The 26944-nt window shown below is 68.6% G+C and carries 23 protein-coding genes; 12 read left to right on the top strand and 11 right to left on the bottom strand.

Annotated features, from left to right (window positions below; genetic code table 11):
- Positions 1 to 86: 86 nt before the first annotated feature.
- Together BLQ14_RS02210 and BLQ14_RS02205 are read right to left on the bottom strand one after the other, a co-directional pair.
- Complete coding sequence (locus tag BLQ14_RS02210; RefSeq protein ID WP_092497723.1) at positions 87 to 1013, bottom strand: lipid A-modifier LpxR family protein; 927 nt, start codon at positions 1011 to 1013, stop codon at positions 87 to 89.
- 130 nt (positions 1014 to 1143) lie between these two features.
- Positions 1144 to 3432, bottom strand: a complete 2289-nt coding sequence (locus tag BLQ14_RS02205) for an adenosylcobalamin-dependent ribonucleoside-diphosphate reductase (RefSeq protein ID WP_092497721.1) — start codon at positions 3430 to 3432, stop codon at positions 1144 to 1146.
- A gap of 111 nt (positions 3433 to 3543) precedes the next feature.
- Here BLQ14_RS02205 and BLQ14_RS02200 point away from each other — a divergent pair, with 111 nt between their 5' ends.
- Entirely contained in the window at positions 3544 to 3978 is a 435-nt protein-coding gene (locus tag BLQ14_RS02200) for a DUF1489 family protein (protein ID WP_092497719.1), read from the top strand.
- Positions 3979 to 3998: 20 nt separating this feature from the next.
- Here the strand turns inward: BLQ14_RS02200 and BLQ14_RS02195 are convergent, their stop codons facing one another.
- Both BLQ14_RS02195 and BLQ14_RS02190 read right to left on the bottom strand, forming a co-directional pair.
- The gene (locus tag BLQ14_RS02195; protein WP_092497717.1) at positions 3999 to 4721 is read right to left on the bottom strand and encodes an NYN domain-containing protein; all 723 of its coding nucleotides are present in this window, start codon (positions 4719 to 4721) and stop codon (positions 3999 to 4001) included.
- Between the two features lie 95 nt (positions 4722 to 4816).
- Positions 4817 to 5929, bottom strand: coding sequence for an S-(hydroxymethyl)glutathione dehydrogenase/class III alcohol dehydrogenase (locus tag BLQ14_RS02190; protein WP_092497715.1), 1113 nt, complete (start codon positions 5927 to 5929; stop codon positions 4817 to 4819).
- A 138-nt stretch (positions 5930 to 6067) separates the two neighbouring features.
- On the opposite strand from BLQ14_RS02190, the gene BLQ14_RS02185 reads away from it, so the two are divergent.
- Both BLQ14_RS02185 and BLQ14_RS02180 read left to right on the top strand, forming a co-directional pair.
- Positions 6068 to 7726 (top strand): Y-family DNA polymerase, encoded by a 1659-nt coding sequence (locus BLQ14_RS02185; RefSeq protein ID WP_092497713.1) that lies wholly within the window; start codon positions 6068 to 6070, stop codon positions 7724 to 7726.
- Positions 7727 to 8202: 476 nt separating this feature from the next.
- Entirely contained in the window at positions 8203 to 8550 is a 348-nt protein-coding gene (locus BLQ14_RS02180; protein WP_092497711.1) for a DUF2794 domain-containing protein, read from the top strand.
- A 3-nt stretch (positions 8551 to 8553) separates the two neighbouring features.
- On the opposite strand, the gene BLQ14_RS02175 is transcribed toward BLQ14_RS02180, so the two are convergent.
- Complete coding sequence (locus BLQ14_RS02175) at positions 8554 to 9342, bottom strand: C40 family peptidase (RefSeq protein ID WP_342670221.1); 789 nt, start codon at positions 9340 to 9342, stop codon at positions 8554 to 8556.
- Positions 9343 to 9380: 38 nt separating this feature from the next.
- On the bottom strand, positions 9381 to 10778 hold the full coding sequence (locus BLQ14_RS02170) for a leucyl aminopeptidase family protein (protein WP_092497709.1): 1398 nt from the start codon (positions 10776 to 10778) through the stop codon (positions 9381 to 9383).
- Between the two features lie 209 nt (positions 10779 to 10987).
- Here BLQ14_RS02170 and BLQ14_RS02165 point away from each other — a divergent pair, with 209 nt between their 5' ends.
- The gene (locus BLQ14_RS02165) at positions 10988 to 12289 is read left to right on the top strand and encodes a lytic murein transglycosylase (protein ID WP_092497707.1); all 1302 of its coding nucleotides are present in this window, start codon (positions 10988 to 10990) and stop codon (positions 12287 to 12289) included.
- A gap of 9 nt (positions 12290 to 12298) precedes the next feature.
- The gene (locus tag BLQ14_RS02160) at positions 12299 to 12640 is read left to right on the top strand and encodes a YnfA family protein (RefSeq protein WP_092497705.1); all 342 of its coding nucleotides are present in this window, start codon (positions 12299 to 12301) and stop codon (positions 12638 to 12640) included.
- 10 nt (positions 12641 to 12650) lie between these two features.
- Here the strand turns inward: BLQ14_RS02160 and BLQ14_RS02155 are convergent, their stop codons facing one another.
- Positions 12651 to 13304 carry a peroxiredoxin gene (locus BLQ14_RS02155; protein ID WP_092497703.1) on the bottom strand — a complete coding sequence of 218 codons (654 nt, stop codon included), beginning with the start codon at positions 13302 to 13304 and terminating at the stop codon, positions 12651 to 12653.
- A gap of 131 nt (positions 13305 to 13435) precedes the next feature.
- On the opposite strand from BLQ14_RS02155, the gene BLQ14_RS02150 reads away from it, so the two are divergent.
- The gene (locus BLQ14_RS02150) at positions 13436 to 14881 is read left to right on the top strand and encodes an aldehyde dehydrogenase family protein (RefSeq protein WP_092497701.1); all 1446 of its coding nucleotides are present in this window, start codon (positions 13436 to 13438) and stop codon (positions 14879 to 14881) included.
- Positions 14882 to 14951: 70 nt separating this feature from the next.
- On the opposite strand, the gene BLQ14_RS02145 is transcribed toward BLQ14_RS02150, so the two are convergent.
- Positions 14952 to 15665, bottom strand: coding sequence for an arylesterase (locus tag BLQ14_RS02145; RefSeq protein ID WP_092498318.1), 714 nt, complete (start codon positions 15663 to 15665; stop codon positions 14952 to 14954).
- On the opposite strand from BLQ14_RS02145, the gene BLQ14_RS02140 reads away from it, so the two are divergent.
- Together BLQ14_RS02140 and BLQ14_RS02135 are read left to right on the top strand one after the other, a co-directional pair.
- A complete protein-coding gene (locus BLQ14_RS02140; RefSeq protein ID WP_092497699.1) occupies positions 15664 to 16368 on the top strand; it encodes an ABC transporter ATP-binding protein in 705 nt (234 codons plus the stop codon). The genes BLQ14_RS02145 and BLQ14_RS02140 overlap by 2 nt on opposite strands.
- Complete coding sequence (locus BLQ14_RS02135) at positions 16365 to 18878, top strand: ABC transporter permease (protein ID WP_092497697.1); 2514 nt, start codon at positions 16365 to 16367, stop codon at positions 18876 to 18878. Before BLQ14_RS02140 ends, BLQ14_RS02135 begins: the two co-directional genes overlap by 4 nt.
- 4 nt (positions 18879 to 18882) lie before the next feature.
- Here BLQ14_RS02135 and BLQ14_RS02130 read toward each other — a convergent pair whose 3' ends face one another.
- From BLQ14_RS02130 to BLQ14_RS02120, 3 genes are all read right to left on the bottom strand, one after another.
- Positions 18883 to 20277 carry an aspartate aminotransferase family protein gene (locus BLQ14_RS02130; RefSeq protein WP_092497695.1) on the bottom strand — a complete coding sequence of 465 codons (1395 nt, stop codon included), beginning with the start codon at positions 20275 to 20277 and terminating at the stop codon, positions 18883 to 18885.
- A gap of 13 nt (positions 20278 to 20290) precedes the next feature.
- Positions 20291 to 21682, bottom strand: coding sequence for a glutamine synthetase family protein (locus tag BLQ14_RS02125; RefSeq protein ID WP_092497693.1), 1392 nt, complete (start codon positions 21680 to 21682; stop codon positions 20291 to 20293).
- Between the two features lie 147 nt (positions 21683 to 21829).
- The gene (locus BLQ14_RS02120; RefSeq protein ID WP_245656851.1) at positions 21830 to 22510 is read right to left on the bottom strand and encodes a GntR family transcriptional regulator; all 681 of its coding nucleotides are present in this window, start codon (positions 22508 to 22510) and stop codon (positions 21830 to 21832) included.
- 155 nt (positions 22511 to 22665) lie between these two features.
- On the opposite strand from BLQ14_RS02120, the gene BLQ14_RS02115 reads away from it, so the two are divergent.
- The 4 genes from BLQ14_RS02115 to BLQ14_RS02100 all read left to right on the top strand — a co-directional run bounded on the left by BLQ14_RS02115 (position 22666) and on the right by BLQ14_RS02100 (position 26892).
- Positions 22666 to 23766, top strand: a complete 1101-nt coding sequence (locus tag BLQ14_RS02115) for a polyamine ABC transporter substrate-binding protein (protein ID WP_092497691.1) — start codon at positions 22666 to 22668, stop codon at positions 23764 to 23766.
- Positions 23767 to 23822: 56 nt separating this feature from the next.
- Positions 23823 to 24971, top strand: a complete 1149-nt coding sequence (locus BLQ14_RS02110) for an ABC transporter ATP-binding protein (protein WP_092498314.1) — start codon at positions 23823 to 23825, stop codon at positions 24969 to 24971.
- A gap of 203 nt (positions 24972 to 25174) precedes the next feature.
- Entirely contained in the window at positions 25175 to 26077 is a 903-nt protein-coding gene (locus BLQ14_RS02105) for an ABC transporter permease subunit (protein WP_425412078.1), read from the top strand.
- Complete coding sequence (locus tag BLQ14_RS02100; RefSeq protein WP_092497689.1) at positions 26074 to 26892, top strand: ABC transporter permease; 819 nt, start codon at positions 26074 to 26076, stop codon at positions 26890 to 26892. The genes BLQ14_RS02105 and BLQ14_RS02100 overlap by 4 nt, the downstream gene beginning before the upstream one ends.
- Positions 26893 to 26944: the final 52 nt, after the last annotated feature.

Below are 26944 nucleotides of genomic sequence, written 5' to 3'. Positions count from 1 at the left end.
CTGCCTGCTCGTGTCTGTTCTTGTTTTGTGGATGACAGGTTAGCAGATCGGAAACAGTCTGGGAATCCTTCCCTTTCGGAAAGTTTTCAGAACCGGAACTTCAGCGACAATGACCCCACAACCTGCCCCTCGGGCTGGCCCTGAAATTCCTTGCCGAGCCAGGTGACACCATAAAAGAGGGTGCTGCGCTCGCCTTGCCAGGTGAGACCTGCGCGCAGGCGGGTCCGCGTGGGTTCGGGCACTGCCGGCTCGCCTGCCGGCAGATAGGCGGAGGAGGCGACATGGGCGATGTCGCCGCCAAGCGTCAGGCTCAGCCCCTGCGCGCCGGGAGCCGCGTGATACTGCTGGCCGGTCACGACGTCGCGCAGCCACAGCCCGCCAGAGCCGGCCCTGCCGATTTTCAGGTCGGCGCCGGCACGCACCAGTGTCTCCACGCCAACCTGCCCCTCGACGAAGGGCATGAGGCGCACGGCACCGCCGGCCATGCCGATCTCGCGCGTGACGGAGGCGGTGGCGGTCGGGTGAAACGCGTTCGGGATCTGATTGGCAAGCGCCGGCGCCGGCGAAGACATGCCGAACAGATCATGCACGAATTCCTGAAACCCGCCGAGTCCGGTCATCGGCCCCGTTGCGACGAGATCCCCGCCCAGGGAAAACCGCGTTCGCCCGCGTTCGAAATGGCTGTGAAGACCGACGCTCAGCGCGCCGACATAGCGGCGGTCGCCGGGCGCAGGGCTTGCAAGATTTGCCGGCGCGATGATTTCGCCACGGAAACGGTACTCGAGAACCTCGCCCATGCTTTCCGGCAATGCGCCGGACCAGGGCTCGCGCCCGCGCAGCCAGCTGACGGTGTATGATCCCGTGCGCCACCGGTCGCGGCCATCGCCCAGCCCGTCATTGTTGAACAGACGCCCGAAACCAAGCGTCTGCCGCCCGTCCTGGGCGGGCGCGATGGATGGAACTGCCAAGAGAAGACAGGCCACGGCTGGGAGGGCACGCAGAAACCGGATCATCTCAACCTCTTCGCTGCCGGCCCCCCACCGGTGCGCGTCTTCTAGCAGAGCGGCGCCGTCTGTACCATGGGTCAGTGGATGGCGGGCGAAGGTGCCGTGGCAAGCCCGCCACAAGCACCCGCAGCCAGCGTCAACCGCATTTCGAATATCCGCAATCCATGCAGGTCAGGCAGCCCTCGATCATGCGCTGATCGAAGCTGCCGCAGGCCGCGCAGACCGGGCCGCGCGGCGGCTCCTCGAGCGGCACCACGCGAGCACTCGGGTCGATCTTGAGCCCCAGCCCCTCGCCCTCGATGAAGCCGATCTCGATCAGATGGCGCTCGATCACCCCGCCGATCGCGGCCAGGATCGAGGGCACGTAGCGCCCCTCCATCCACGCGCCGCCGCGCGGGTCGAATACGGCCTTGAGTTCCTCCACCACGAAGGAGACATCGCCGCCGCGGCGGAACACCGCCGAGATCATCCGGGTGAGCGCCACCGTCCAGGCGAAATGCTCCATGTTCTTGGAATTGATGAAGATCTCGAAGGGCCGTCGGCGGCCGTTCACGACGATGTCGTTGATGGTGATGTAGAGCGCGTGCTCGCTGCCCGGCCACTTGAGCTTGTAGGTCGTGCCCTGAAGCTCCTGCGGCCGGTCGAGCGGCTCGGAGATGTAGACGACATCGCCATGCGGCTGGGCGGGCTCGCCCTCTCCTTTCGCGACGACTTCGGGCTTCTTCTCCTTCTCGCCCACGCTCAGCACCGCGCCCGTCACCGGGTTCGGCCGGTAGGTGGTGCAGCCCTTGCAGCCCTCGGCATAGGCCTCGAGATAGACGTCCTTGAAGGCGTCGAAGGGGATGTCCTCGGGCACGTTGATGGTCTTGGAGATCGAGGCATCGACCCATTTCTGCGCCGCCGCCTGCATGCGGATGTGCGCCTGCGGGGTCAGGGTGGAGACATCGACGAAATGCTCGGGAAGCTCCTTGTCGCCATGCTTCTCGCGCCAGAGCTGCACGGCGTAGTCCACCACCTCCTCCTCGATGCGCGAGCCGTCGGGCTGGAGCACCTTGCGCTTGTAGGTGTAGGCGAAGACCGGCTCGATGCCGCTCGAGACGTTGCCGGCATAAAGGCTGATCGTGCCGGTAGGAGCGATCGAGGTCAGAAGCGCGTTGCGGATGCCGTTCCTGGCCACAGCCGCGCGCACTTCCTCGTCCATCTTCATCAGCATCGGCGCGGCGAGGTATTTCTCACGATCGAAGAGCGGAAAGGCGCCCTTCTCGGCGGCAAGCTCGGCGCTTGTGAGATAGGCGGTGCGGGCGATGCGGTGCATCCAGTCCTCGGTCGCGGCCACCGCCTCGGCCGAGCCGTAGGTGATGCCGAGCATCAAGAGCGCATCGGCAAGCCCGGTGACGCCGAGCCCGATGCGGCGCTTGGCGCGCGCCTCCTCCCACTGCTGCGGCAGCGGAAAGAGCGACACGTCAATGACATTATCCATGAGCCGCACGCCGGTGCGCACCAGCTCTTCCAGCTCGTCGAAATCGAGCCGGGCCGAAGGCTCGAACGGGTCGCGCACCAGCCGGGCGAGATTGACCGAGCCCAGAAGGCAGGCGCCGTAGGGTGGCAGCGGCTGCTCGCCGCAGGGGTTCGTGGCCGAGATCGTCTCGCAGTAATAGAGGTTGTTCTCGGCATTGATGCGGTCGATGAAGATCACGCCGGGCTCGGCATAGTCGTAGGTGGCGCGCATGATCCTGTTCCACAGATCGCGCGCCCGGACGGTGCGCCAGACCTTGCCGTCAAAGACCAGATCCCACGGTCCGTCGGCCTTCACGGCCTCCATGAAGGCGTCGGTCACCAGCACGCTGAGGTTGAAGTTTCGCAGCCGCGCCGGGTCGGACTTGGCGGCGATGAACTCCTCGATGTCGGGGTGGTCGCAGCGCATGCAGCCCATCATCGCGCCGCGCCGGGAGCCCGCCGACATCACCGTGCGACACATCGCGTCCCACACGTCCATGAAGCTCAGCGGGCCGGAGGCATCCGCCCCCACCCGGCGCACCGGCGCGCCCTTCGGGCGGATGGTGGAGAAGTCATAGCCGATGCCGCCGCCCTGCTGCATGGTCAGCGCCGCTTCCTTGAGGTTCTCGAAGATCCCCTCCATCGAGTCGGGGATCAGCCCCATCACGAAGCAGTTGAACAACGTCACCTGCCGCCCGGTGCCGGCCCCGGCGAGGATGCGCCCCGCCGGCAGGAAGCGGAAATCCTCGAGCGCCGCGTAGAAGCGATCTTCCCAATAGCTGGGGTCGTCCTCGACCGACGCGACGGCGCGCGCCACGCGCCGCCAGCTGTCCTCGACGGTCTTGTCGATGGGCGTGCCGTCGGGCGCCTTGAAGCGGTACTTCATGTCCCAGATGGCTTCGGCGATGGGCGCGGCAAAACGGGTCATCGCGGGATCCTCATGCGATGGGAGAGGAAGGCAAAAGATACGCCTCCCGCTTGCCTCGCGCAACTGATGGCGTCAGGATGACGCCGCAACACCACGATCTGGGGGGATCGCGTGGGAAGGGGCAGCCTCAACCTCGTCAAGCTCTGCGTCGGCACCGACACGGTGGAGGAGCTCGCCGCATGGCAGGCGCGCCGCGCGCGCGCGCTGCCCGGCGGCCTGCCACGCCACGTCACCCGCATGTGGCCGCGGCGGCAGGCGGAACTTCTCGACGGCGGCTCGCTCTACTGGGTGTTCCGCGGGCTGATCCTCGCGCGCCAGCGCATCCTTCGGCTGGAGGAGGTCATCGGCGAGGACGGGGTGCGCCGCTGCGGCATCGTGCTCGACCCCGAGCTTGTGCGCACCGAGCCGGTGCCGCGCCGGGCCTTTCAAGGCTGGCGCTACCTGCCGGCCGAGGAGGCGCCGCGCGACCTGGCCGCGCCGCAGGCCGGCGAGAGCGCGCTGCCGGCCGAGCTCGAGCGGGCGCTCTCCGAGATCGGCGTGCGTTGAGGGCGCGACGCGCTTCAGGCTCAGTCCCGGCGGCGGATCAGGGTCTGGTTGCCCTCCTTGCGCATCTCGAAGCGCGGCAGCTCGCGGACGAGGTCCGAGAGCTTGCGCTTGCCGTAGGTGCGGGTGTCGAAATCGGGGTGCTCGGCCATGATCGTCTGCCCGATCTGGCCCAGCGCATACCACTCGTCATCCTGCTCGATCTTGCCCATCGCCGCGAGGATGAGCGGGATCGCCTCTGTCGGTGGTTTCTTCGCCGTCGCCGGGCGGGCGCGCGCGCCACGCTCGGCCGTGGCATCGGTGTCGTCAACGATGTTCTCGATCAGGATGAAGCGGTTGCAGACATTGCGCAGTGACTCCGGCGCCTTCGCCTCCCCGATGCCGATGACATCGAGCCCCTGCTCGCGGATGCGGTTGGCGAGCGCGGTGAAGTCGCTGTCGGAGGAAACCAGCACGAAACCGTCGAAACGCCCGGTGTGAAGGATGTCCATCGCATCGATGACAAGACCGATGTCGGAGGCGTTCTTGCCCTTGGTGTTGGCGGTTTCCTGATGCGCCACCAGCCCCAGCGCGCGCACCGTCTCCGACCAGCCCCTGAGCTGACCCGAGGACCAGTCTCCATAGACGCGCCTCAGCGCTGGCTCGCCGAAGGACGTGATCTCGCGCAGGATGGCGGCGGCGTATTTGGCCGGAATGTTGTCGGCGTCGATCAGGACGGCGTAAAGTGGGCGGTCGCGGCTGGGCATGAGTCTCCTGCGGTTCGCGGAAATCGGGGGCACCGTGGGGTTTGCCCCCGGCCCCCGCAGGGTATTTTCAAAGCCCACGAAGGGCGAGAGGAATTTCAGTAGACCACCACGGCGCGGATCGACTTGCCTTCGTGCATCAGCTCGAAGCCCTTGTTGATCTCCTCGAGGCTGAGGGTGTGGGTGATCATCGGGTCGATCTCGATCTTGCCCTGCATGTACCAGTCCACGATCTTCGGCACGTCGGTACGCCCGCGCGCGCCACCGAAGGCGGTGCCGCGCCAGACCCTTCCGGTAACCAGCTGGAAGGGGCGGGTGGAGATTTCAGCCCCCGCCGGGGCCACGCCGATGATGATCGACTCGCCCCAGCCCTTGTGGGCGCATTCGAGCGCGGTGCGCATCACCTGCACGTTGCCGGTGGCATCGAAGCTGTAGTCGGCGCCGCCGCCGGTGAGTTCGACGAGATGGGCGACAAGGTCGCCCTCGACCTCGTTCGGGTTGACGAAGTCGGTCATGCCGAAATGCTCGGCCATCGCCCGCTTGGCAGGGTTGATGTCAACGCCCACGATCTGGTCGGCCCCGGCAAGGCGCAGCCCCTGGATGACGTTGAGGCCGATGCCGCCGAGGCCGAAGACCACGCAGCGGCTGCCGATCTCGACCTTGGCGGTGTTGATCACCGCGCCGATGCCGGTGGTCACCCCGCAGCCGATGTAGCAGATCTTGTCGAAGGGGGCGTCTTGCCGGACCTTTGCCACCGCGATCTCGGGCAGGACGGTGTGATTGGCGAAGGTCGAGCAGCCCATGTAGTGGCGAATCGGCGTGCCATCGAGCATGGAAAAGCGGGTAGTGCCGTCGGGCATCAGCCCCTGGCCTTGCGTCGCGCGGATCGCCTGGCAGAGGTTGGTCTTGGGATTGAGACAGTATTCGCACTCGCGGCATTCGGGAGTGTAGAGCGGGATGACGTGATCGCCCGGTTTGACCGACTTCACTCCCTCGCCGACCTCGAGCACCACGCCCGCGCCCTCGTGGCCGAGGATCGAAGGGAAGATGCCCTCCGGGTCTGCGCCCGAGCGCGTGAACTCGTCGGTGTGGCAGATGCCGGTGGCCTTGATCTCCACCAGCACCTCGCCGGCCTTCGGCCCCTCGAGGTTGACATCCATGATCTCGAGCGGCTTTCCCGGCTCGAGGGCAACGGCGGCGCGGGTGCGCATGGTCTCTCCTCCCTGTTCGTCCTTGGTGCGAGCCTCCGGCAAGGCGCGCGCCATTGCAACCACGGATGCGCGGCGCGACTCGACTCGGCGGTCGCGGCCGAGATAGATTGAGAACAAATATGGAACATTGCTGCCGTCATGCCCCACCGCCGCATCCTCTCGCTGTGGTTTCCGCGTCTTGCCGCCGAGCGGCTCCTGCGGCGCGAGCGCGGCCTGCCGCCGGGGCCGCTGGCGGTGGTGGAGACGCGGGGCAACGCCCAGCTTGTCGCCGCGCTCTCGGCCGAGGCGGAGGCGGCGGGGTTGCGGGTGGGCCAGCCCCTGCGCGATGCGCAGGCGATGTGCCCGGCGCTTGTCGTGCGGCTCGCCAATCCGGCGGCGGATGCGGCATTTCTCGCAACGCTCAGGCGCTGGGCGGAGAAGTTTTCGCCCTGGGTGGGGGAGGAGCCGCCGGCGGGGCTGGTCATCGACATCACCGGCGCGGCGCATCTCTTCGGCGGCGAGGAGGGCGTGCTGGCGGCGGTGGAGGCCGATTGCGCCGCCTTCGGGCTGACGGTGCGCGCCGGCATTGCCGACACGGTGGGCGCGGCCTGGGCGCTGGCCCGATTCGCCGGGCGCAGGGCGGGGGCGTTGCGCTCGGGCGATGCCATCGACCAGGAGGCGCGCGCCACCCGCGCCCGTGCCGCCCGCCGCCGCCACTGGGAGCGGGGCGGGCCGGCGCCGGCTGCCAGCGCTGCCGGGGGGAGCGAGGCGCGCATCGCACTGCCGGGCCACACGCGGGCGGCGATCGCCGGGCTGCCGGTGGCCGCGCTGCGGCTTGAGCCCGAAACGGTGGCCGAGCTCACCCGGCTCGGGCTCAGGCGCATCGGCGATCTCGCCGGTCAGCCACGGGCCGCGCTTGCCCGCCGGTTCGGCCCCACGCTCATCCGCCGGCTCGATCAGGCGCTGGGGGTCGAGCCCGAACCCGTCTCTCCCGCCCGGCCCGAGGCGCGCTTTGCGGTGCGGCTGACGCTGCCCGAGCCGATCGGGCTTGAGGCCGACATCATGGCCGCCATCGACCGGCTTCTGCCCGCGCTCGAGCGGCGGCTCCGCGACAAGGGCCGGGGGGCGCGGCGACTGCGGCTCGAACTCTTCGGCTGCGAGGGCGGCCGGCAGGTGATCGAGCTGGGGCTCGCCCGTCCCACGGCCGCGCCCGAGCGCATCCGCCCGCTCCTGATGCTGAAGCTCGGCGACATCGAGGCGGGCTTCGGCATCGACGCCGTGCGCCTCGAGGCGGTGGTGACCGAGCCCGTCCACCCCCGCCAGCATCAGGGACACGCCGAGACGGCGGCGCGGGCGATCGGCCGGGCAGGACAACAGGCCGCGCTTGACGACCTGATCGGCCGGCTCGGCGCGCGCATCGGGCTCGAGGCGATCATCCGCCTGCATCCTGCCGAGAGCCACATCCCCGAAAAGAGCTTCTCCCGCCTTGCCGCCGCCTGGTCGGAGCCTGCGCCCGCTCCCTGGCCGCCGGGGCCGGCGCCGCGCCCGCTTCTCCTCTGGCGGCCCGAACCGGTGACGGCGGGGGAAGGCCCCGCGCCACCCGCGCGCTTTCGTTGGCGGCGGCGGGAGTTCGTGACCGCCGAGGCCATCGGCCCCGAGCGCATCGCGCCCGAATGGTGGCTGGACGATCCCCAGTGGCGCTCGGGCGTGCGCGACTACTGGCGGGTAACGACGGCCGAAGGCGCGCGGCTGTGGCTTTTCTACGCCCATGGCGCGGCGACGAGTCCGGGCTGGTTCTGTCAGGGCAGCTTCGCCTGAGGCAAAAGAAAAACCCGCCGGCGGGCGGCGGGTCTTCTGGCGCGTGACGTCCCCGACGCGGTGGCTTGGGTGGGGGCTGTTGAACCGCCGCGCCGGGGAGAAGCACTCACTCGCTACGGGGAATGTTCTCGCCTACGGGCGTGGCGGATTCGCGGAACGGCGGCGGCGGTTGCCAGGAATCTTCGGGGCAATTTCGCGGCGGCGCCCCGCGGGCCGGAAAACGAAAGCCCGCCACGGCGCGACCGTGCGGGCATAGGCAAGGAAGCCGGACCATCGGGTATCGAGAGGCGGCGCACCGGCACCGGCATCGGTGGGGGCTGATACAACCGCGCGCCGGCGGCCGCCTCTCGCTACCGGCTCACTTCTCACCGAAGAGAATGGCGAAAAGGCGACAGCGATGTGAAACCTTGGCGGCAACGCCCGGTGCGGGACGAGGAATTCTTGATTTCGCTCGGGGATCGCGCCACGTTTCGCCCATGACGATACAGACCCCCACGCCGCTTTCGGGTTCGACCCGTATCCCCGAGCAGGTGGCGTTCGACAGGGCGGAGCTAAACCGGATCCTTACCCTCTATGGCCGCATGGTCGCCGCCGGCGAGTGGCGCGACTATGCCATCTCGCATCTGCGCGATGTGGCGGTGTTCTCCATCTTTCGCCGGGCCGCCGAGCACCCGCTTTACCGCATCGAGAAGCGCCCCAAGCTGCGGCTGAGGCAGGGCATGTACGCGGTGATCGGGATGGATGGGCGCATTCTCAAGCGCGGCGGCGACCTTGCCGCGGTGCTCAGCGTGCTTGAGCGCAAGCTGATACGCGCCGTGGAATAGGGATCAGGGCCGCCGACAGGAGGTGACCGGCCCGCCGCCTGCCGCAACGATGCGTGCGCGCGCCTCGGCCAGCGGCTCGCGCACCACCGCCATGTGGTGGGCGTTGGCGTGTATGAGCGTCGCCTCATCGGCCATCATGCCCACATGCCCTTTCCAGAACACCAGGTCGCCGCCGCGTAGGTCCTCCCGCGTCTCAATGGCGCGGCCGACGGTCTCCTCCTGCTGGTCACTGTCGCGCGGGCAAGGCTGGCCGGCGGCGCGCAGCGCGAGTTGGACGAGGCCCGAGCAGTCGATCCCGAAGGCGCTGTTGCCGCCCCAGAGATAGGGCGTGCCAAGAAACATCTCGGCAATGGCAATCGGATCCTCCGCCCGCGCCGCGAGCGGCTCGATATGGGCGCGCGGCACGAAACCGCCCCCCGAGATGGCACAAAACGCGCCTTCCTCGCCCTCGACCGCCAGTTCGCTGGCGAAACTCAGCGCCTCGCGTTCGCGCGCCTTGATGTCGGGGGCGGTGTAGAGATGGGTTGCACGCACGCGCACCCGGTGGGTGGGCGTCACATCGGGCGCAAGCGCGTCGAGCGGCAGCCAGCCAACGTAGCCGTCGCCCTCATCGAAGCCGAAACCCCAACCCTCGCGCGCCTCAAGCAGGCGGAAGGCGTGGCCGAACAGCATCTGCTTGTCGCGCGGCCCGCCGGGCGCCGCGCACAGGTCAACCACCGGCAGCCGAATGCGCCGCCGCTCACCCTCGGTCACGCGCCGGCCCGCCGCCTGCGCGGCAAGGGAGACATGCACCACCCGCTCATTGGCAGGAATGCTGCGGCGGTCGCGCCTCACAGGCCGAGAACGCCGGGCAGGGCTTCCAGCAGCGCCCGGGCACCCTGCCCCACGCCTCCCTTGGGTCGGCCGGGGGCGGGCTCAGGCTGCCAGCCGTAGATGTCGAAATGCGCATAGCGCGGCGCGTTCTCGACGAAGCGGCGCAGGAAGAGCGCCGCCGTGATCGCCCCGGCAAAGCCTCCCTTCGGCGCGTTGTCGAGATCGGCGATGCCCGGCTCGATCATTTTCTCATAAGGCTCCCAGAACGGCAGCTGCCAGAGCGGGTCGGCCACCTTCGCGCCCGCCTCGGCGAGGGCTGCCGCAAGGGCGTCATCAGTGGCGAAGAAAGGCACGAGATCGGGCCCCACCGCCACCCGCGCCGCACCGGTGAGCGTGGCCATCGACACGATCAGATCCGGCGCCTCCTCATCGGCGAGCGCGAGCGCGTCGGCGAGGACGAGGCGGCCTTCGGCATCGGTGTTGTTGACCTCCACCGTCAACCCCTTGCGCGAGGTCAGGATGTCACCGGGCCGGAAGGAGGCCCCCGACACCGCATTCTCCACCGCTGGCACCAGCACCCTCAGCCGCACCGGCAGGCCAAGCGAGGCGATCATCTTCGCCAGCCCCGCCACCGTGGCCGCGCCGCCCATGTCCTTCTTCATCAGCGCCATCGACTGGGACGGCTTGAGATTGAGCCCGCCGGTGTCAAAGCACACGCCCTTGCCGACAAGGGTCAGCTTCGGCCCCCGTTCTCCAAGCCGCAGGTCGATCAGCCGCGGCGCCCGCGCCGCTGCTCGGCCCACGGCGTGGATCATCGGCAAATTCGCCTCAAGAAGCGCCTCGCCGCGGGTGACGGCAATCGCGGCCCCGATCTCGCCGGCCAACGCCTCGAAGGCCGCTTCGAGTTCCTCGGGCCCCATGTCGCAGGCCGGCGTGTTGATGAGATCGCGTGTGAGCGCCTCGCCCGCGGCGATGGCCTCGAGCCGGGCGGCATCGACGCCCTCAGGGGCGACGAGACGCGCCGGCTCGGCCGCCTCCTCCGGTGACTTGCGGTAGCGGTCGAAGCGGTAGGAGTCGAGCAGCCAGCCCAGCGCCGCCTCTTCCATGTCCCGCCCCGGGGCAAGGCCCGATGCGATACGCCAGACGCCCCCGGGCAGGCTGCCGCGCGCGGCGGCGGCGGCGAATCGCGTGCGCGCGCGCTCGCTCGTCGAACCCAGCCCGGCCACGGCAAGCGCCACCCCGCCTGCCCCGTCGGGAACCAGCGCGACGCGGCCCAGCGCGGGGCGGAAACCGGTCGCGGCGAGCCAGTCGGACACGCGCTCGGGCTGGCCGGCGCGCCAGTCGTCGTAACCCTCGGCCGTGACGTAGTGGAGCGGCGTGGCCGGGGCGCCGGACTGTGCGAAACGGATGGACATGCGGCACGATCCTCGAGCTGGGCACGGGCACGGAGCAGCCCGCCTCTCGGCGCGAAGTGTGCTCATCAGCGTCGCCGCGCGTCAAGGCGGGCGGCAGCCTCCCGCCGGTGCAGGCGGCTCGGCCGTGCACACCCTTCAAGCGGGTGGACGGCTGCGCTAGGCTTGGGACAACGGCAGACAAAGGTCGAAAACCCACCGGGGCAGGCAGCATGCGGCAGTTTCTCCAGTTTCTGGGCATTCCGGTCGCGATGGCCGGCTCGCTCTGTGCCGCTCTCGCGCAGACATCGCCGCCGGTGGAGCTTTCCCCCCGCCCCGCAGCCCGCCCCGGAGACTCCGCCATGACCGCACCGCGCGAGACCCGCCCGCATCGCATGCCCGCGCCGGCGTCCTGCTCCGGCGGCTTCCTGAAGTGGCGCGACGCGTTCCGCGCCCGCGCCCTCGCCAGGGGCGTGCAACCGTCCGTGTTCGACCGGGCGATGGCCTCGGCCCGCTATGACCCCGGAATCGTCGAGCGCGACCGCAACCAGAGCGAATTCACCCGCGCGATCTGGGACTATCTCGACAGTGCCGTGTCGGCGGCCCGCGTCCGCGCCGGAGAGGCCGCGCTCAAGGCCCACGCCCGGATTCTTGCGGCAATCGAGCGCCGCTACGGGGTGGAAAAGGAAATCGTCGCCGCGATATGGGGGCTCGAGTCGAGCTACGGCGCGGTGCGCGGCGACACGCCCATCTTCACCGCCCTGGCGACGCTCGCCTGCGACGGCCGCCGCCAAGCTTTCTTCGAATCCCAGCTTGTCGATGCGCTTAAGATCCTCCAGTCGGGCGAGGCGCGCCTTGCGCAGATGAGGGGAAGCTGGGCGGGCGCCATGGGCCACACCCAGTTCATGCCCGCCGCATGGCTGCGATTCGCGGTGGATTTCGACGGCGACGGCCGGCGCGACATCTGGAGCGACGATCCCACCGATGCGCTGGCCTCGACTGCTGCGTATCTCGCCGGCAACGGATGGCGCAAGGGTCAGCCCTGGGGGTTGGAGGTCAGGCTGCCCGAAGGCTTTGACTACATGGCCACAAGCGAGCGGGTGAAAAAGCCGGTTTCCGCCTGGATGGCGATGGGCGTGCGCGACGCGCGCGGCAGGCGCATCCCCGAGCACGGGCCAGCTTCCATCCTGCTTCCGGCGGGGCACCACGGCCCGGCCTTCATGATCTTCGACAACTTCCACGTGCTTGAGCGCTACAACACTGCAGACGCCTATGTCATCGCGGTCGGGCATCTGGCCGACCGCCTGCGCGGCGGCGCCCCCATCCGCCACCCGTGGCCACGCGGCGACCGGATGCTGAATTTCGCCGAGCGGGTGGAGCTGCAACAGCGGCTCACCGCCGCGGGCTTCGACACCAGGGGCGTTGACGGGATCATCGGCCCCAACACCATCGCCGCCATCCAGGCCTGGCAGGCCGCGCAGGGGCTCGTGCCAGACGGTTACGCTTCGCTCGCGGTTCTGGCGGCACTGCGCTGAGACCCGGCCATGGGTGCGGTGCTGAAGGGATACGCCGTCTTCCTCGCGGCCGCGCTGGCCGAGATCGGCGGCTGCTACTGTCTGTGGATGTGGCTCAGGCTCGGGCGAAGCGCCCTGTGGCTCCTGCCCGCAATGGTGCTGCTTGTCTTCTTCGGCGCGCTCCTCACCCGCGTCGACGTGGCCTTCGCCGGGCGCGCCTATGCCGCATATGGCGGGGTCTACATCGCCGCCTCGCTGGGCTGGCTCTGGCTCGTCGAACGCCAGACGCCCGACCGGTGGGACGCGCTCGGCGTTGCCCTGTGTCTCGCGGGCGCAGGGGTGATGCTGCTCGCCCCCCACGCCCGCGGCTGATCCGCCCGCCTCAGGCCGGCAGCTTGGTCATGCGCAGATAGGGCAGCTTGGCCTCGAACTCGCCATACTTCGCCCGCGCCTCCTCATCGGAGACCGAGAGCGGAATGATCACGTCCTGCCCCTCGGTCCAGTTGGCGGGCATCGCAACGTTCTTCTCCGCCGCCTTCTGAAGCGCATCGAGCGCCCGCAGCACCTCGGCGAAGTTGCGCCCCACGTTCATCGGGTAAAGCATCGACAGCTTCATCTTCTTGTCGGGGCCGATGATGAACACGGCGCGCACCGTCTCGGTGTCGTTGGCGGTGCGCCCGTCGGGCAGATAGGCGTCGGCCGGAAGCATGTCGAAGGCCTTCGACACCTTCAGGTCGACATCGGCGATGATCGGGAAGCTCGCCGGCGCACCGGCAACCTTCTCGATGTCCTGCTTCCACAGCTTGTGCTCTTCCACGCCATCAACCGACAGTCCGATCACCTTGGTGTTGCGCTTGGCCCACTCGTCGGCCAGCTGCGCAACCGCGCCGAACTCGGTGGTGCAGACCGGGGTGAAGTCCTTGGGGTGGGAAAACAGGATCGCCCAGCTGTCACCGATCCAGTCATGCAGCGCGAATGTGCCCTGATCGGTCTCGACGGTGAGATTGGGAATCGTCTCGTTGATACGGATTGCCATCGGGCTTCTCCTTGCTTGCGACAGAAAAGGCTCCGCCTTCCATATGTGCGTGCCACGCCGCGCTGCCTAGACCTTTCCGCGCCCACGCGCTAGGCCTGCGGACGACCATGCAACAGAGGGAAGGTGCGGTCATGCTCGACAGGCGCAAGTTCTACATCAACGGCGAGTGGGTCGACCCCAGCGCGCCCAATGAGTTCGAGGTCATCGACCCCTCCACCGAAGAGCCTTGCGCGGTGATTGCACTCGGCGGCCAGGCCGACACCGACGCCGCCGTCGCCGCCGCCCGCGCCGCCTTCGAGGGCTGGATGTTCACCCCGCGCGAAGAGCGCGTGGCGCTGGTCAGGAAGCTTCTCGACATCTACGAGGCGCGCGCCGAGGAGATGGCGCAGGCGATCTCGATGGAGATGGGCGCGCCCATCGACTTCTCGCGCAGCCAGCAGGTCACCGCCGGGAGCTGGCATATCCGCAATTTCCTCAAGGCCTACGAGGGCTTCGAACATGAGCGCCCCCTGGGACCGCACGCCCCCGAGGACCGCATCCTCTACGAGCCCATCGGCGTCGTCGGCATGATCACGCCCTGGAACTGGCCGATGAACCAGGTCACGCTGAAGGTGATCCCGGCCATGCTGGTGGGCGCGACCTGCGTGCTCAAGCCCTCCGAGATCGCGCCACTCTCGGCCCACCTCTTTGCCGAGATGATGGATGAGGCCGGATTCCCGAAAGGCGTGTTCAACATGGTCCATGGCGATGGCCCGGGCGTCGGCACGCAGCTCTCGGTGCATCCCGATGTCGAGATGATCTCCTTCACCGGCTCCACCCGCGCCGGGGCGCTGATCTCCAAGAACGCCGCCGACACCTTCAAGCGCGTGAGCCTCGAGCTTGGCGGCAAGGGCGCCAACATCATCTTCGCGGATGCCGACGAAAAGGCCGTGAAGCGCGGCACGCTGCACTGCTTCAGCAACTCCGGCCAGAGCTGCAACGCCCCCACCCGCATGCTGGTGGAACGCTCGCGCTACGACGAGGCGGTGGAGATCGCCCGCGAGACGGCCGAGAAGATGGCCGTGGGTTCGGCCCATGAGCCCGGCCGTCACATCGGCCCGGTCGTCAGCCAGGCGCAGTTCGACAAGATCCAGCGCCTGATCGAGAAGGGCATCGAGGAAGGCGCCCGCCTCGTCGCCGGCGGCCCCGGCCGGCCCGAACACCTCAATCGCGGCTATTTCGTGCGCCCCACGGTCTTTGCCGATGTCGACAACTCCATGACCATCGCGCAGGAGGAAATCTTCGGCCCGGTCCTGTCGATCATCCCCTTCGAGACCGAGGAAGAAGCGATCCGCATCGCCAACGACACCATCTACGGGCTCACCAACTACGTGCAGAGCCAGGACGGTGCCCGCCGCAACCGCGTTGCCCGCCGCCTGCGCTCGGGCATGGTGGAGATGAACGGCAAGCCGCGCGGCGCCGGCAGCCCCTTCGGCGGCTACAAGGCCTCGGGCAACGGGCGCGAGGGCGGCATCTGGGGCATCGAGGAGTTCTGCGAGGTCAAGGCCGTCTCCGGCTGGGATCCGAACGCGCCCTGAGCGCGCCCCTCCTGCCCATCATCCTGGGTCAAATACCCCGGGGAGCGCGAGGGGCAGCGCCCCTCGCTCCTCACTCCACGCGGGCGAGAAGCTCCAGCACCCTGGGGCCCACCGCTTCCACCATCAGCCGCACCCCTTCGGCCGAGGGGTGAATGCCGTCAGGCTGCATCAGCCGCGCCCTGTCGGCCCCTGCCGCGATCGCCGCGCGCAGGGGCGCGAGGAAGTCGGGGACGAGCAGCGCTCCATGCCGCGCGGCAAGCTCCGGCCAGATGGCATCGAAGGCGTCCTTGTAGTCGGGGCCGTAATTGACCGGCGCGGCAATGCCGATCAGCAACACCGGCACAGCCGCGCGCTCGGCTGCTGCAAGGATCTTCTCCAGATTTTCCCGAGCGTTCTCGGGGTCGAGCCCGCGCAGCATGTCGTTGCCGCCCAGCGCCACGATCAGCGCATCCGCTCCGCCGGCAAGCGTCCACTCCACTCGCGCCGCGCCGCCCGCGGTGGTGTCTCCCGACACGCCGGCATTGATCACCTCCGCCTCCGCGCCGCGCGCCGCAAGCCAGGCCTGGAGCTGCGGCACGAAGCCGTCTTCGGGCGCGAGCCCGTACCCTTGGGTGAGACTGTCGCCGAGCGCGACGATCCGCACGGGCTCCGCCGCCGCGTGACCAGCGAGGGCAAGGAAGAGCGCGATGAGAGCCGCGGCGGCCTTGCCCGCCCGCACTCCGGCGCCATATGGCAGGGAGCGCGCCAGCGCCCGGCGCAGCCGCGAGAGGAGCCACAGAACCATGCCCCAGACCCACGAGCCCGCCATTGAGCTTGAGGACGTTCGCTTCACTCTCGAGGGCAACGCCGGGCGCGTCGAGATCCTGCGCGGCATCACGCTCGCCGTCGCGCGCGGGGAGACGGTGGGGCTCATCGGGCCGTCGGGTTCGGGCAAGTCGTCGCTCCTCATGCTGCTCGGCGGGCTCGACCGCGCCACCGGCGGCAGGTTGCGGGTTCTGGGCCACGACCTGACGGCGATGGACGAGGACGCGCTCGCGCGCTTTCGCCGGGGCAATATGGGGGTGGTGTTCCAGTCCTTCCACCTCATACCGACGATGACCGCGCTCGAAAACGTCGCCACGCCGCTCGAGCTTGCGGGGGTGGCGGACGCCTTCGACCGCGCCGCCGAGGAGCTTGCCGCCGTGGGCCTTGCCGCGCGCGCCGATCACTATCCGGCCGAGCTTTCGGGCGGCGAGCAGCAGCGCGTGGCGCTCGCCCGCGCCGCCGCGCCGCGCCCCAAACTCCTGCTGGCCGACGAGCCGACCGGCAATCTCGACGAGGCGAACGGCCGCGCGATCATGGATCTTCTCTTCGGCCTGCGCGAGCGGCACGGGGCGACGCTGGTGCTCGTCACCCATGCCCGCGAGCTGGCCGAGCGCTGCGACCGGGTGGTGCGCCTGCGGGACGGGCGCATCGAGGGCGCCGCGCCGGCGAGGGCGGCCGAATGAGGCTGCCCATTGCCGCACGCATCGCGCTGCGCGAGCTGCGCGGCGGGATCAGGGGCTTTCGCGTCTTTCTTGCCTGCCTCGCACTCGGGGTGGCCGCCATCGCCGCCGTGGGCACGGTGCGCGAGAGCATCGAGGCGGGGCTGAGGCGCGAGGGCGCGGCGCTTCTGGGTGGCGATGCCGCGATCGAGCTGACCTACCGCTTCGCCACGCCCGAGGAGCGCGCGTTTCTGGAGTCGCGGGCCGAGGCCGTCTCGGAAATCGTCGATTTCCGCTCCATGGCCGTGGCGGGCGAAGGGGCTCGGGCGCGGCGGGCGCTTACGCAGGTGAAGGCGGTCGATGACGCCTACCCGCTCATCGGCACTGTCCGGCTCGACCCGCCGATGCCGCTTGCCGAAGCGCTCAGCGGCGATGGTGCGGTGATGGACACGGTGCTGATCGCCCGGCTCGGCCTTGCGCCCGGCGACAGCTTCCGCCTCGGGGCCAAGGCCTTCACCCTGCGCGCCGCGCTCCTGCGCGAGCCCGACGCGGCAGCGGGCGGCTTTGGCCTCGGCCCGCGCACGATCGTGCGCACGGCCGCGCTCGAGGGCGCGGGGCTCCTCGCCCCCGGCAGCCTCTTCGAGACCGAATACCGCCTGCGCCTTGCGCCCGGCACCGACCTTGCCGCACTGAGGGCCGAGGCCGAACAGCTGTTCGAGGGCGGCATGCGCTGGCGCGATGCGCGCAATGGCGCGCCCGGCATCGCCCGCTTCGTCGACCGTCTGGGCGCCTTCCTCGTGCTTGTCGGTCTGGCCGGCCTCGCTGTCGGCGGCGTCGGCGTCTCCTCGGCGGTGCGCGCCTATCTCGAGGCCAAGACCCCGGTGATCGCCACGCTCAAGGCGCTCGGCGCCACCTCGCGCGTCATCTTCACCGCCTATGCGCTGCAGATCGGCACGCTCACGGCGCTCGGCATTGCCATTGGCCTCGCGCTCGGCCTCGGTGCGCCGCTGGCGCTGGCCCCCATCATCGAAGCGCGCCTGCCGGTGCCCGCGGCCTTCGCGCCTTATCCCCGCCCCGCGCTCGAGGCCGCGCTCTACGGCGCGCTCGCCGCCGCCCTCTTCACCCTGTGGCCGCTGGCCCAGAGCGAGCGCGTGCGCCCCGCCGCACTCTGGCGCGAGGCGGCGGGCCATCGGCCCGGCCCGCCTGCCCCGCGCCATGTGCTGGCCACCCTCGCTCTCCTCGCCGCCCTCATCGGCGCGGCGGCAGCATTCTCGGGTCTCGTGCGCCTCACTCTCTGGTCGGCGCTGGGACTGGCGGGCGCCTTCGCGCTGCTCGTTGGCGTCGGCTGGGGGCTGAAGCGCCTCGCCCGGCGCCTGGCACGCGGGGTGCGGCGCCTCACCGTCGCGCGGCTTGCGCTCGGCTCGGTCGGGGGGCCCGGCAGCGAGGCCGGCGCGGTGGTGCTGTCGCTGGGGCTCGGCCTGAGCGTGCTGGCCGCCATCGGCCAGATCGACGCCAACCTGCGCGGCGCCATCGCCCGCGACCTGCCCAAGGTGGCGCCGGCCTTCTTCGCCGTGGATATCCAGAAGGACCAGCTCGAGCCGTTCCGTTCCATGGCGCTCGCCGATCCCGCCGTGAGCCGGGTGGAGACGGCGCCGATGCTGCGCGGCATCATCACCAGGATCAACGGCCGCCCCGCGCGCGAGGTCGCCGGCGATCACTGGGTGCTGCGCGGCGACCGGGGCGTGACCTACTCCGCCCGCCCGCGCGAGGGCACGGTGCTGACCGAAGGCGCGTGGTGGCCCGAGGACTACGCCGGCCCGCCGCTTCTCTCCTTCGCCGCCGAGGAAGCCGCCGAGCTGGGGCTCAGGCTCGGCGACAGGCTGACCGTCAACATCCTCGGCCGCGAGATCGAGGCCGAGATCGTCAACTTCCGCGAGGTGGATTTCTCGAACGCCGGGATCGGCTTCGTGATGGCGATGAACCCCGGCGCGCTTGCCGCTGCGCCCCATACCTCGATCGCCACCATCTATGCCGCGCCGGAAGCCGAGGCGCGGCTGATGGCGGCGCTGGGTGATGCGTTTCCGAACGTCACGCTGATCCGCGTGCGCGACGCCATCGAGCGGGTGACATCGGTGCTCGCGGGCATCGCGGCGGCGGTGACATGGGGCGCGCTGGCGACGCTGGTGACCGGGCTTGTGGTGCTGATTGGCGCCGCGGCGGCGGGCGAGCGGGCGCGGGCCTACGAGGCGGCGGTGCTCAAGACGCTGGGGGCGACGCGCGCCACGGTGCTTGCCAATTTCGCCCTGCGCTCGGCGATCTTCGGGCTGGCCGCGGGGGTTGTCGCGATTGTCGCCGGGGGGCTCGCCGGCTGGGCGGTGATGCACTTCGTGATGGAAGTGCGGTTCCGCTTCGAGCCTGTCTCGGCGATCGCCATCGTCGCCGGGGGCGCTGCGCTGACCACGCTGGCCGGGCTCGCCTTTGCATGGCGCCCCCTCTCGGTGCGGCCGGCGCGGGTGCTGCGCAGCGCCGAGTAGGGGCCTACGCCGCGCGCATCAGCCCCTCGGCGGTGATCTTCGCAAGCGTGAGGTCAAACACGCGCCACGCCCGCTCCACCAGCGTGTCGATCTCGTCGGGCGTGATGACGAGCGGCGGTGCGATGATCATGCGGTCACCGACGTGGCGCATCACGAGCCCCTCGGCAAAGGAGATCTCCCGGCAGATGTAGCCCACCGTGCCCTTCTCGGCAGCAAAGGGCGCGCGGCTGGCCTTGTCCGGGGTGAGCGCGACCGAGGCCATCAGCCCCACCGACTTCGCCTCACCCACCAGCGGATGCTCGGCAAGCTCCGCCCAGCGCCGGGCGAGATGCGGGCCGGCCACCTCGCGCACATGCTCGACGATGCCCTCCTCCTCCATGATGCGCAGGTTCTCGAGCGCCACCGCGGCGGCCACCGGATGGCCCGAGTAGGTGTAGCCATGCACGAACTCCGCCTGCCCGATCACCTCGGCCACCTCGTCGGAGACGATGGAGCCGCCGATCGGCGCGTAGCCCGACGACAGCCCCTTGGCCACGGTCATGATGTCGGGGCGGATGCCGAACGTCTGGCTGCCGAACCAGTTGCCGGTGCGGCCGAAGCCGGTGATGACCTCGTCGGCGATCAGCAGGATGTCATGCGCGTCGCAGATGCGCTGGATCTCGGGCCAGTAGCTTTCGGGCGGAATGATCACCCCGCCCGCCCCCTGCACCGGCTCGGCGATGAAGGCGGCGACGCGATCCTCACCGAGCTCGGCGATCTTCTCCTCAAGCTCGCGGGCACGGGCGCGGCCGAATTCATCGGGCGTCATGTCGCCACCCTCCGACCACCAGTCAGGCTGGCCGATGTGCACGACGCCGGGAATGGGCAGGCCGCCCTGCGCATGCATCGGCGCCATCCCGCCCAGCGAGGCCGCCCCCACCGTCGAGCCGTGGTAGGCGTTGCGCCGGCTGATGATCACCGTCTTTTCCGGCTTGCCCTTGAGCGCCCAGTAAAGACGGACAAGGCGGATGTTGGTGTCATTGGCCTCGGACCCGCCCGAGGCGAAGAAGACATGGTTGAGATCGCCCGGCGCCAGTTCGGCAAGCCGCGCGGCGAGGGCTGCCGCCGGCACATGGGTCGTCTGGAAGAAGGTGTTGTAGTAGGGCAGCTCCCGCATCTGCCGCGCGGCAACCTCCGCGAGCTCCTCGCGGCCATAGCCGATGTTGACGCACCAAAGCCCCGCCATGCCGTCGAGAATCCGGTTGCCGTCGCTGTCGGTCAGCCACACGCCACGCGCGCGGGTGATCACGCGCGCGCCCTTGGCCGCGAGCTCGGCATTGGCGGTGAAGGGGTGCATGTGATGGGCGGCGTCGAGCGCCTGGATGTCGGCCGTGGGGGGCTGGTTGAGAAGAATGTTCATGCGTCTTGCTCTTTCAGGCGTTCAGAAGCAGGTGCTCGCGCTCCCAGGGCGTGATCTCGCGCTGGTACTCCTCGTTCTCGGCGCGCTTGATGTTCTGGTAGAGGGTGCAGAACTCCTCGCCCAGAACCTCGCGCAGCGCTCCGCCCTCGGCGAAAAGATCAAGCGCGTCCGAAAGCGAGGTCGGCAGCGCGAATTCGCTTTCATCAACGAATTTCTGGGCAGCGGGCGAGGGTTCGATCTTCTCCACCATGCCGAGATAGCCACAGGCGAGGCTGGCGGCGATGGCGAGATAGGGGTTGCAGTCCGACCCGATGACGCGGTTCTCGAGCCGGCGCGACTCCGGCGGGCCGTTGGGAACGCGCAGGCCCGTCGAGCGGTTGTCGGCCGCCCATTCGAGGTTGGACGGAGCCGCCATGCCCACGGCGGTGATGCGGCGGTAGGAGTTGACGTAAGGCAGCAGCAGCGGCGCGGCGTGCAGAAGATAGCGCTGCGAGCCGCCGATGAAGTGCCTGAAGGCATCGGTCGGCTGGTCGCCCGGGCCGTTGAAGAGATTGCGGCCCGTGACGGCATCCACGACCGACTGGTGGATGTGCATCGCCGAGCCGGGTTCGTCGCGCATCGGCTTGGCCATGAAGGTGGCGAACACGCCTTTCTTCAGCGCCGCCTCGCGGATGGTTCGCTTGAAATAGAACACCTCGTCGGCGAGCTTCAGCGGATCGCCGTGCATCAGGTTGATCTCGATCTGCCCTGCGCCGCCTTCCTGAATGACCGTGTCGATCTGGAAGCCCTGCGCCTCGGCGAAGTCGTAGATGGTGTCGATCACCTCGCCGTATTCGTCCACAGCGACCATCGAGAAGGCCTGGCGCGCCGCGCCCTTGCGCCCGGTGCGGCCCGCCGGCGGCTCGATCGGCAGGTCGGGGTCGATGTTCGGCTCGGTGAGGTAGAATTCGAGCTCGGGCGCCACCACCGGCCGCCAGCCCCGCTCGGCATAGAGCCCCAGAACGCGCTTGAGCACGTTGCGCGGTGCGAAGGGAAGCACCTCGCCTTCGCGGGTCTCGGCATCGCAGATGACCTGCATCGTCGGCTCGTCGGCCCAAGGCACCGCGGTGGCGGTGTCCATGTCGGGGCGCAGGACGATGTCGCTCTCGAGCCACTGGTTCTCGATCTCGGGCATGTTCACCCATTCGCCCGAGATCGTCTGGTAGAAGATCGAGACCGGCAGGTAGATCGTGCCTTCCGGGCGGAACTTCTGGCTTGGCATCGCCTTGCCCCGCGACATGCCCGCGAGGTCGGGGATGATGCACTCCACCTCTTCCAGGCGGCGGTGGCCAAGATATCGGCCAAATGTCTCGGACAAGCTGGTGATCCAGTGATCGCCGCTCACAAACCCGGGCGCGCTCGACATGGGAGCCTCGTTGCTGCTGTTCAATTCCGGCACCGGCGGGCACCGGCCAAAGCCACCCCGCACCCCGCAAGGCATCACCGTAGGTTGGCGCGCGGAAGTCCCGCGGAGGGGTGATCGCGCGCAGACTAGGCAATCGCGCGGAGACGGTCAATTATTTTGATCAAATCTTGAGCCGAGCAGGGCGGCCACCCCGTCCATCCCCTGAGCGATGTCGCCCGCAACGGCCCCGGCCACTGCCTCCGCATCACCCGTGCGAACTCCCGCGATCACCTGTTCGTGCAGGTCGGGCAGATTGCCGGTGCCGTAACGGCCGCACATGATCCGCAGACTCGGCGCCACCTGAAGCCAGAGAGAGAGGGCGATGCGCTCCAGCACCTCGGCCTGGGCCACGGTGTAGAGATGGAAGTGGAACTTGAAATTGAACCGCAAATAGCCCCTGATGTCCCCCGACTCTATGGCGAGGTCGAGTTGACTGTCGATTCCCTTCAGCTCATCCGCCAGCTCGGCCTCGCGGCCTTCGGAACGCGCGAGGATGACTGCGCGGCGGGCCAGTTCCGGCTCGATCGCGGCGCGGGCAACGCGAATCTGCTCGAGCCGCGCGGAGGTCATTGGCGGCACGCGCACGCGCCGGTTGCCGGTGCGCTCGAGCGCGCCTTCCGAATCGAGCCGCCGTACCGCCTCGCGCACCGGCATGGTACCCGCGCCCGCCCGCGCGGCGAGCCCGGCAACCGTCACCGCCTCGCCCGGAGCGAGATCACCAAACAGGATCATCTCGCGCAGCGCGGCGTGGATGGCCTCATGCTCGGTCGTGGATGCGCCTCCGGTCACCTCACCTCTCTCAACCCTGGACGGACGCCACCGCACGACGCTCCCAAGCGCAGAAAGGGTTTTGACGGGAGCCTCGAATCGGATATTTGATCAAAAGTGTACATGGAAGATGGCGGTCGCGAAACAGCGGTCGCATCGATGGTGGGAGATGGAAGATGAAGCAGAGGAAGCTGATGCACACCGCCGCGGCGGCCGCGCTTGCGGTGGCCGGCACCGCGGTTGCCGCGGGGGCCGAGGAGGTTCGCGTCTACAACTGGTCGGACTACATCGACGAAAGCCTTCTGGAGAAATTCGAGGCCGAAACCGGCTATGACCTGATTTACGATGTCTTCGACTCCAACGAGGTGCTGGAGACGAAGCTTCTCGCCGGCGGCTCGGGCTATGACGTGGTCGTGCCCTCGGGCACCTTCCTGCAACGCCAGATCAAGGCCGGCGCCTTCCAGAAGCTCGACAAGTCGAAGCTGCCCAATCTCGTCCACATGTGGGACGTGATCATGGAGCGCACCGCCAAGTATGACCCGGGCAACGAATACTCGGTCAACTACATGTGGGGCACCACCGGCATCGGCGTGAACGTGGGCAAGGTGCGCGAGGTGCTGGGCGAGGACGCGCCGATCGACAGCCTCTCGCTCGTCTTCGATCCGGCCAACATGGAGAAGCTCGCCAGCTGCGGCGTGCATTTCCTCGACGCGCCCTCGGAGATGATCCCCATGGCGCTGAAATACCTCGGCGAGAATCCCGACAGCCATGACCCGGACGTGATCGCCAAGGTCGAGCCGGTCTATGCAGCGATCCGCCCCTACATCCAGAAGTTCCACAATTCCGAATACATCAACGCACTGGCCAATGGCGAAATCTGCGTGGCCGTGGGCTGGTCGGGCGACGTGCTGCAGGCCCGCGACCGCGCCGACGAGGCCGACAACGGCGTGGAGATCGCCTATCACGCGCCGAAGGAAGGGGCGCAGATGTGGTTTGACCAGATGGCGATCCCGGTCGATGCGCCGAACCCAGAAGGCGCGCATGCCTTCATCAACTTCATGATGGAACCCGAGAACATCGCCGCGGCGACGAACTATGTCTACTACGCCAACGGCAACAAGGGCAGCTGGCCCTACATCCTGCCCGAGATTCTCGAGGATCCGGCCATCTACCCCGACGAGGAGACGATGAAGAACCTCTTCACCACCACGCCCTACGAGCCGCGGGTGCAGAGGTTCGTCACCCGCCTGTGGACCAAGATCAAGTCAGGCACCTGAAGCCGAAGGCGCCCGCGGGCCCCGGCTCGCGGGCGCCGATGCGCCGCTTTCCCGCGATGCCACAAACCGTTTCCTCCGCTCCGGCCGTGTTCGCGCCCTGGGCCGACCCCCAGGCCAGGCCGCTCATCGAGTTTCGCGGCGTGACCAAGAGGTTCGGCTCCTTCACCGCCGTCGACGGGCTCGACCTGAAGATCTATGAACGGGAGTTCTTCGCCCTTCTCGGCCCCTCGGGCTGCGGCAAGACCACCTTGATGCGCATGCTCGCCGGTTTCGAGGAGGTGACCGAGGGGCAGATCCTGCTTGAGGGGCGCGATCTGGCCGGCGTGCCGCCCAACCGCCGGCCGGTGAACATGATGTTCCAGTCCTACGCCCTGTTTCCGCATCTGAGCGTGTGGGACAACATCGCCTTCGGCCTCAGGCGCGACAGGCTGCCGCGCGATGTGATCGCCGAGCGTGTGGAGGAGATGCTCAAGCTCGTGCAGCTCACGCGTTTCGCGCGGCGCAAGCCGCATCAGATCTCGGGCGGGCAGAAGCAGCGCGTGGCTCTGGCGCGGGCGCTCGCGAAGGCCCCGAAGCTGCTGTTGCTCGACGAGCCACTCGGCGCGCTCGACAAGAAGCTCAGGCAGGAAACCCAGTTCGAGCTGATGGGGATTCAGGAAAAGACCGGCACCACATTCGTCATCGTCACCCACGACCAGGAGGAAGCGATGACCGTGGCAAGCCGCGTGGCAGTGATGCGCGACGGCCGGCTTGAGCAGGTGGACACGCCCGACCGGATCTACGAGTTTCCGGCCAACGCCTACGTGGCCGATTTCATTGGTGAAATCAACCTCATCGAGGGCCGGCTGGCAGCGGTGGAGGGTGAAACCGCGCGTCTTCACTGGGCCGAGGGGCAGACGCCCCTTGGCGGGCTCGCCCCGAAGCCCGCACCGGCGGCGGGCGAGAAGGTCACGCTTGCCATCCGCCCGGAAAAGGTGCGGATTTCGAGTGAACGGCCGGCGGGCGCGGCCAACGCGGTGCGCGGGCGCATCGAGGACATCGCCTATCTGGGCAATATCTCCACCTACCACGTCGTGCTTTCCACCGGGCACGTGCTGCGCGCCCAGACCGTGAACACGGACCGCTTCCACGCCCGCGAACACACCTGGGGCGAGGACGTGTGGCTTTCGTGGTCAGACAGCGCGGGATTGGTCCTGAAAGGTTAGGCGATGCGACGCGCGGCAATCAGAAATCCATCGCCACCGCACGCTCCGACGGTTTGCCAGGTTGCGGCGCACAAGCCGGGTGACAGCGCCCGGCCCGACGGGGCGGGTCGGGCGCTGCCCGGCGCGTCGCGCCGGGCAAGAACCAGCCGGAGATCGCGCGGTATCAACGCCGTTGGCGAAAGGCTCTTGCGGGAGCATCACGCATGACCGGCAAGTTGCGGCGCTGGCTGGTGATCGGGGTGCCCTATCTGTGGCTTCTGGCGCTGTTTCTGGTGCCCTTTCTCATCGTTCTGAAAATCTCGCTTTCCGACCCCGCGCTTTCGATTCCTCCCTACACGCCCACGCTTGACCTCTCCCGCGGCTGGGAGGGCGTGCGCGAATTCGTCGCCGGGCTCGACTTTGAAAACTACGTCTTCCTCACGACGGACGACCTCTATTGGAAGGCATATCTCTCGAGTCTCTGGATCGCCGCCTTCGCCACCTTTCTCACCCTTCTCGTGGGCTTTCCCATCGCCTACGGCATGGCCTGCGCTCCAGTGCACTGGCGCCCGACCCTGCTGATGGGGGTCATCCTCCCCTTCTGGACCTCTTTCCTCATCCGCGTCTATTCGTGGATGGGCATTCTCGCCCAGGAAGGCGTGCTGAACCGTGCGCTCATGTGGCTTGGGCTGATCGACGAGCCGCTGATGATCCTCAACACGCCCACGGCCGTCTACATCGGCATCGTGTACACCTATCTGCCGTTCATGGTGCTGCCGATCTACGCCACCCTCGACAAGCTCGACGTCTCGCTCATTGAGGCGGCCGAGGATCTCGGCTGCAGCCGGACGCAGAGCTTCTGGCTCGTCACCGTGCCGCTTGCCCGCCCCGGGATCATCGCCGGCTGCTTTCTGGTCTTCATCCCCGCCCTTGGCGAGTTCGTCATCCCTTCGCTTCTGGGCGGCTCGCGCACGCTCATGGTGGGCAAGGTGCTGTGGGAGGAGTTCTTCTCCAACCGCGACTGGCCGGTGGCCTCGGCGGTGGCGGTGGTGCTGCTTCTCATCCTGATCGTGCCGATCATCCTCTTCCAGCGCAACGAGCAGAAGGCACGGGAGGCGGAACAGTGAGGCGGTTTTCCTGGTTCAACCTCACCTCGCTGACGCTGGGCTTTGCCTTTCTCTACCTGCCGATGCTCATCCTCATCGTCTACAGCTTCAACGCCTCGAAGCTGGTAACGGTCTGGGCCGGCTTCTCGACCCGCTGGTATGGCGAGCTCATCCGCAACGAGGCGTTCCTCGATGCCGCCTGGGTGACACTGCGCGTGGCCGTCGTCTCCTCGACTCTGGCCACCGTGCTGGGGACGATGGCCGCCCATGCGCTGGTGCGCGGGGGACGTTTTCTGGGGCGCACGCTGTTCTCGGGCATGATCTATGCGCCGCTCGTGATGCCCGAGGTGATCACGGGCCTGTCGCTCCTGCTCCTGTTTATCGCCATCGACCTTGACCGCGGCATCACCACGATCGTGCTCGCGCACACCACCTTCTCGATGTGCTACGTCTCGGTCGTGGTCTCCTCCCGCCTCGTCAGCTTCGACCGCTCGATCGAGGAAGCGGCGCTGGATCTCGGCTGCACGCCCTTCGAGGCCTTTCGTCTCGTCACGCTGCCGATCATTGCGCCGGCGGTAATCGCGGGCTGGCTTCTGGCCTTCACCCTGTCGCTTGATGATCTGGTCATCGCCTCCTTCACCGCCGGCCCCTCGGCGACGACGCTGCCCATCAAGATCTTCTCCTCGGTGCGCCTCGGCGTCAGTCCCGAGATCAACGCGCTTTCGACCATCCTGATCGCCATTGTCGCCGTCGGGGTCATCACTGCTTCGCTCATCTCCAAGCGCTCGATCGCCCGGCAGATGCAGGATACGCGCGCCGCAATCGCCGGCGCCTGACACGGTCACGCGGTTGACCGCCGCGCGCTTTGGGTTACCAAGGCGCATGTAC

The sequence above is a fragment of the Meinhardsimonia xiamenensis genome (genome assembly GCF_900102905.1).
Taxonomy (GTDB): domain Bacteria; phylum Pseudomonadota; class Alphaproteobacteria; order Rhodobacterales; family Rhodobacteraceae; genus Meinhardsimonia; species Meinhardsimonia xiamenensis.
Note: the sequence above shows the minus strand (reverse complement) of the source record. Positions and strands in the feature narration are given on the sequence as shown.

Coding starts and splice junctions, on each gene's coding strand:
- BLQ14_RS02155 (WP_092497703.1), bottom strand. CDS start 13,304: ATGGCAATCCGTATCAACGAGACGATTCCCAATCTCACCGTCGAGACC.
- BLQ14_RS02160 (WP_092497705.1), top strand. CDS start 12,299: ATGGGTGCGGTGCTGAAGGGATACGCCGTCTTCCTCGCGGCCGCGCTG.
- BLQ14_RS02140 (WP_092497699.1), top strand. CDS start 15,664: ATGCCCCAGACCCACGAGCCCGCCATTGAGCTTGAGGACGTTCGCTTC.
- BLQ14_RS02165 (WP_092497707.1), top strand. CDS start 10,988: ATGCGGCAGTTTCTCCAGTTTCTGGGCATTCCGGTCGCGATGGCCGGC.
- BLQ14_RS02115 (WP_092497691.1), top strand. CDS start 22,666: ATGAAGCAGAGGAAGCTGATGCACACCGCCGCGGCGGCCGCGCTTGCG.
- BLQ14_RS02130 (WP_092497695.1), bottom strand. CDS start 20,277: ATGAACATTCTTCTCAACCAGCCCCCCACGGCCGACATCCAGGCGCTC.
- BLQ14_RS02135 (WP_092497697.1), top strand. CDS start 16,365: ATGAGGCTGCCCATTGCCGCACGCATCGCGCTGCGCGAGCTGCGCGGC.
- BLQ14_RS02180 (WP_092497711.1), top strand. CDS start 8,203: ATGACGATACAGACCCCCACGCCGCTTTCGGGTTCGACCCGTATCCCC.
- BLQ14_RS02150 (WP_092497701.1), top strand. CDS start 13,436: ATGCTCGACAGGCGCAAGTTCTACATCAACGGCGAGTGGGTCGACCCC.
- BLQ14_RS02185 (WP_092497713.1), top strand. CDS start 6,068: ATGCCCCACCGCCGCATCCTCTCGCTGTGGTTTCCGCGTCTTGCCGCC.
- BLQ14_RS02125 (WP_092497693.1), bottom strand. CDS start 21,682: ATGTCGAGCGCGCCCGGGTTTGTGAGCGGCGATCACTGGATCACCAGC.
- BLQ14_RS02210 (WP_092497723.1), bottom strand. CDS start 1,013: ATGATCCGGTTTCTGCGTGCCCTCCCAGCCGTGGCCTGTCTTCTCTTG.
- BLQ14_RS02145 (WP_092498318.1), bottom strand. CDS start 15,665: ATGGTTCTGTGGCTCCTCTCGCGGCTGCGCCGGGCGCTGGCGCGCTCC.
- BLQ14_RS02205 (WP_092497721.1), bottom strand. CDS start 3,432: ATGACCCGTTTTGCCGCGCCCATCGCCGAAGCCATCTGGGACATGAAG.
- BLQ14_RS02195 (WP_092497717.1), bottom strand. CDS start 4,721: ATGCCCAGCCGCGACCGCCCACTTTACGCCGTCCTGATCGACGCCGAC.
- BLQ14_RS02190 (WP_092497715.1), bottom strand. CDS start 5,929: ATGCGCACCCGCGCCGCCGTTGCCCTCGAGCCGGGAAAGCCGCTCGAG.
- BLQ14_RS02110 (WP_092498314.1), top strand. CDS start 23,823: ATGCCACAAACCGTTTCCTCCGCTCCGGCCGTGTTCGCGCCCTGGGCC.
- BLQ14_RS02170 (WP_092497709.1), bottom strand. CDS start 10,778: ATGTCCATCCGTTTCGCACAGTCCGGCGCCCCGGCCACGCCGCTCCAC.
- BLQ14_RS02105 (WP_425412078.1), top strand. CDS start 25,175: ATGACCGGCAAGTTGCGGCGCTGGCTGGTGATCGGGGTGCCCTATCTG.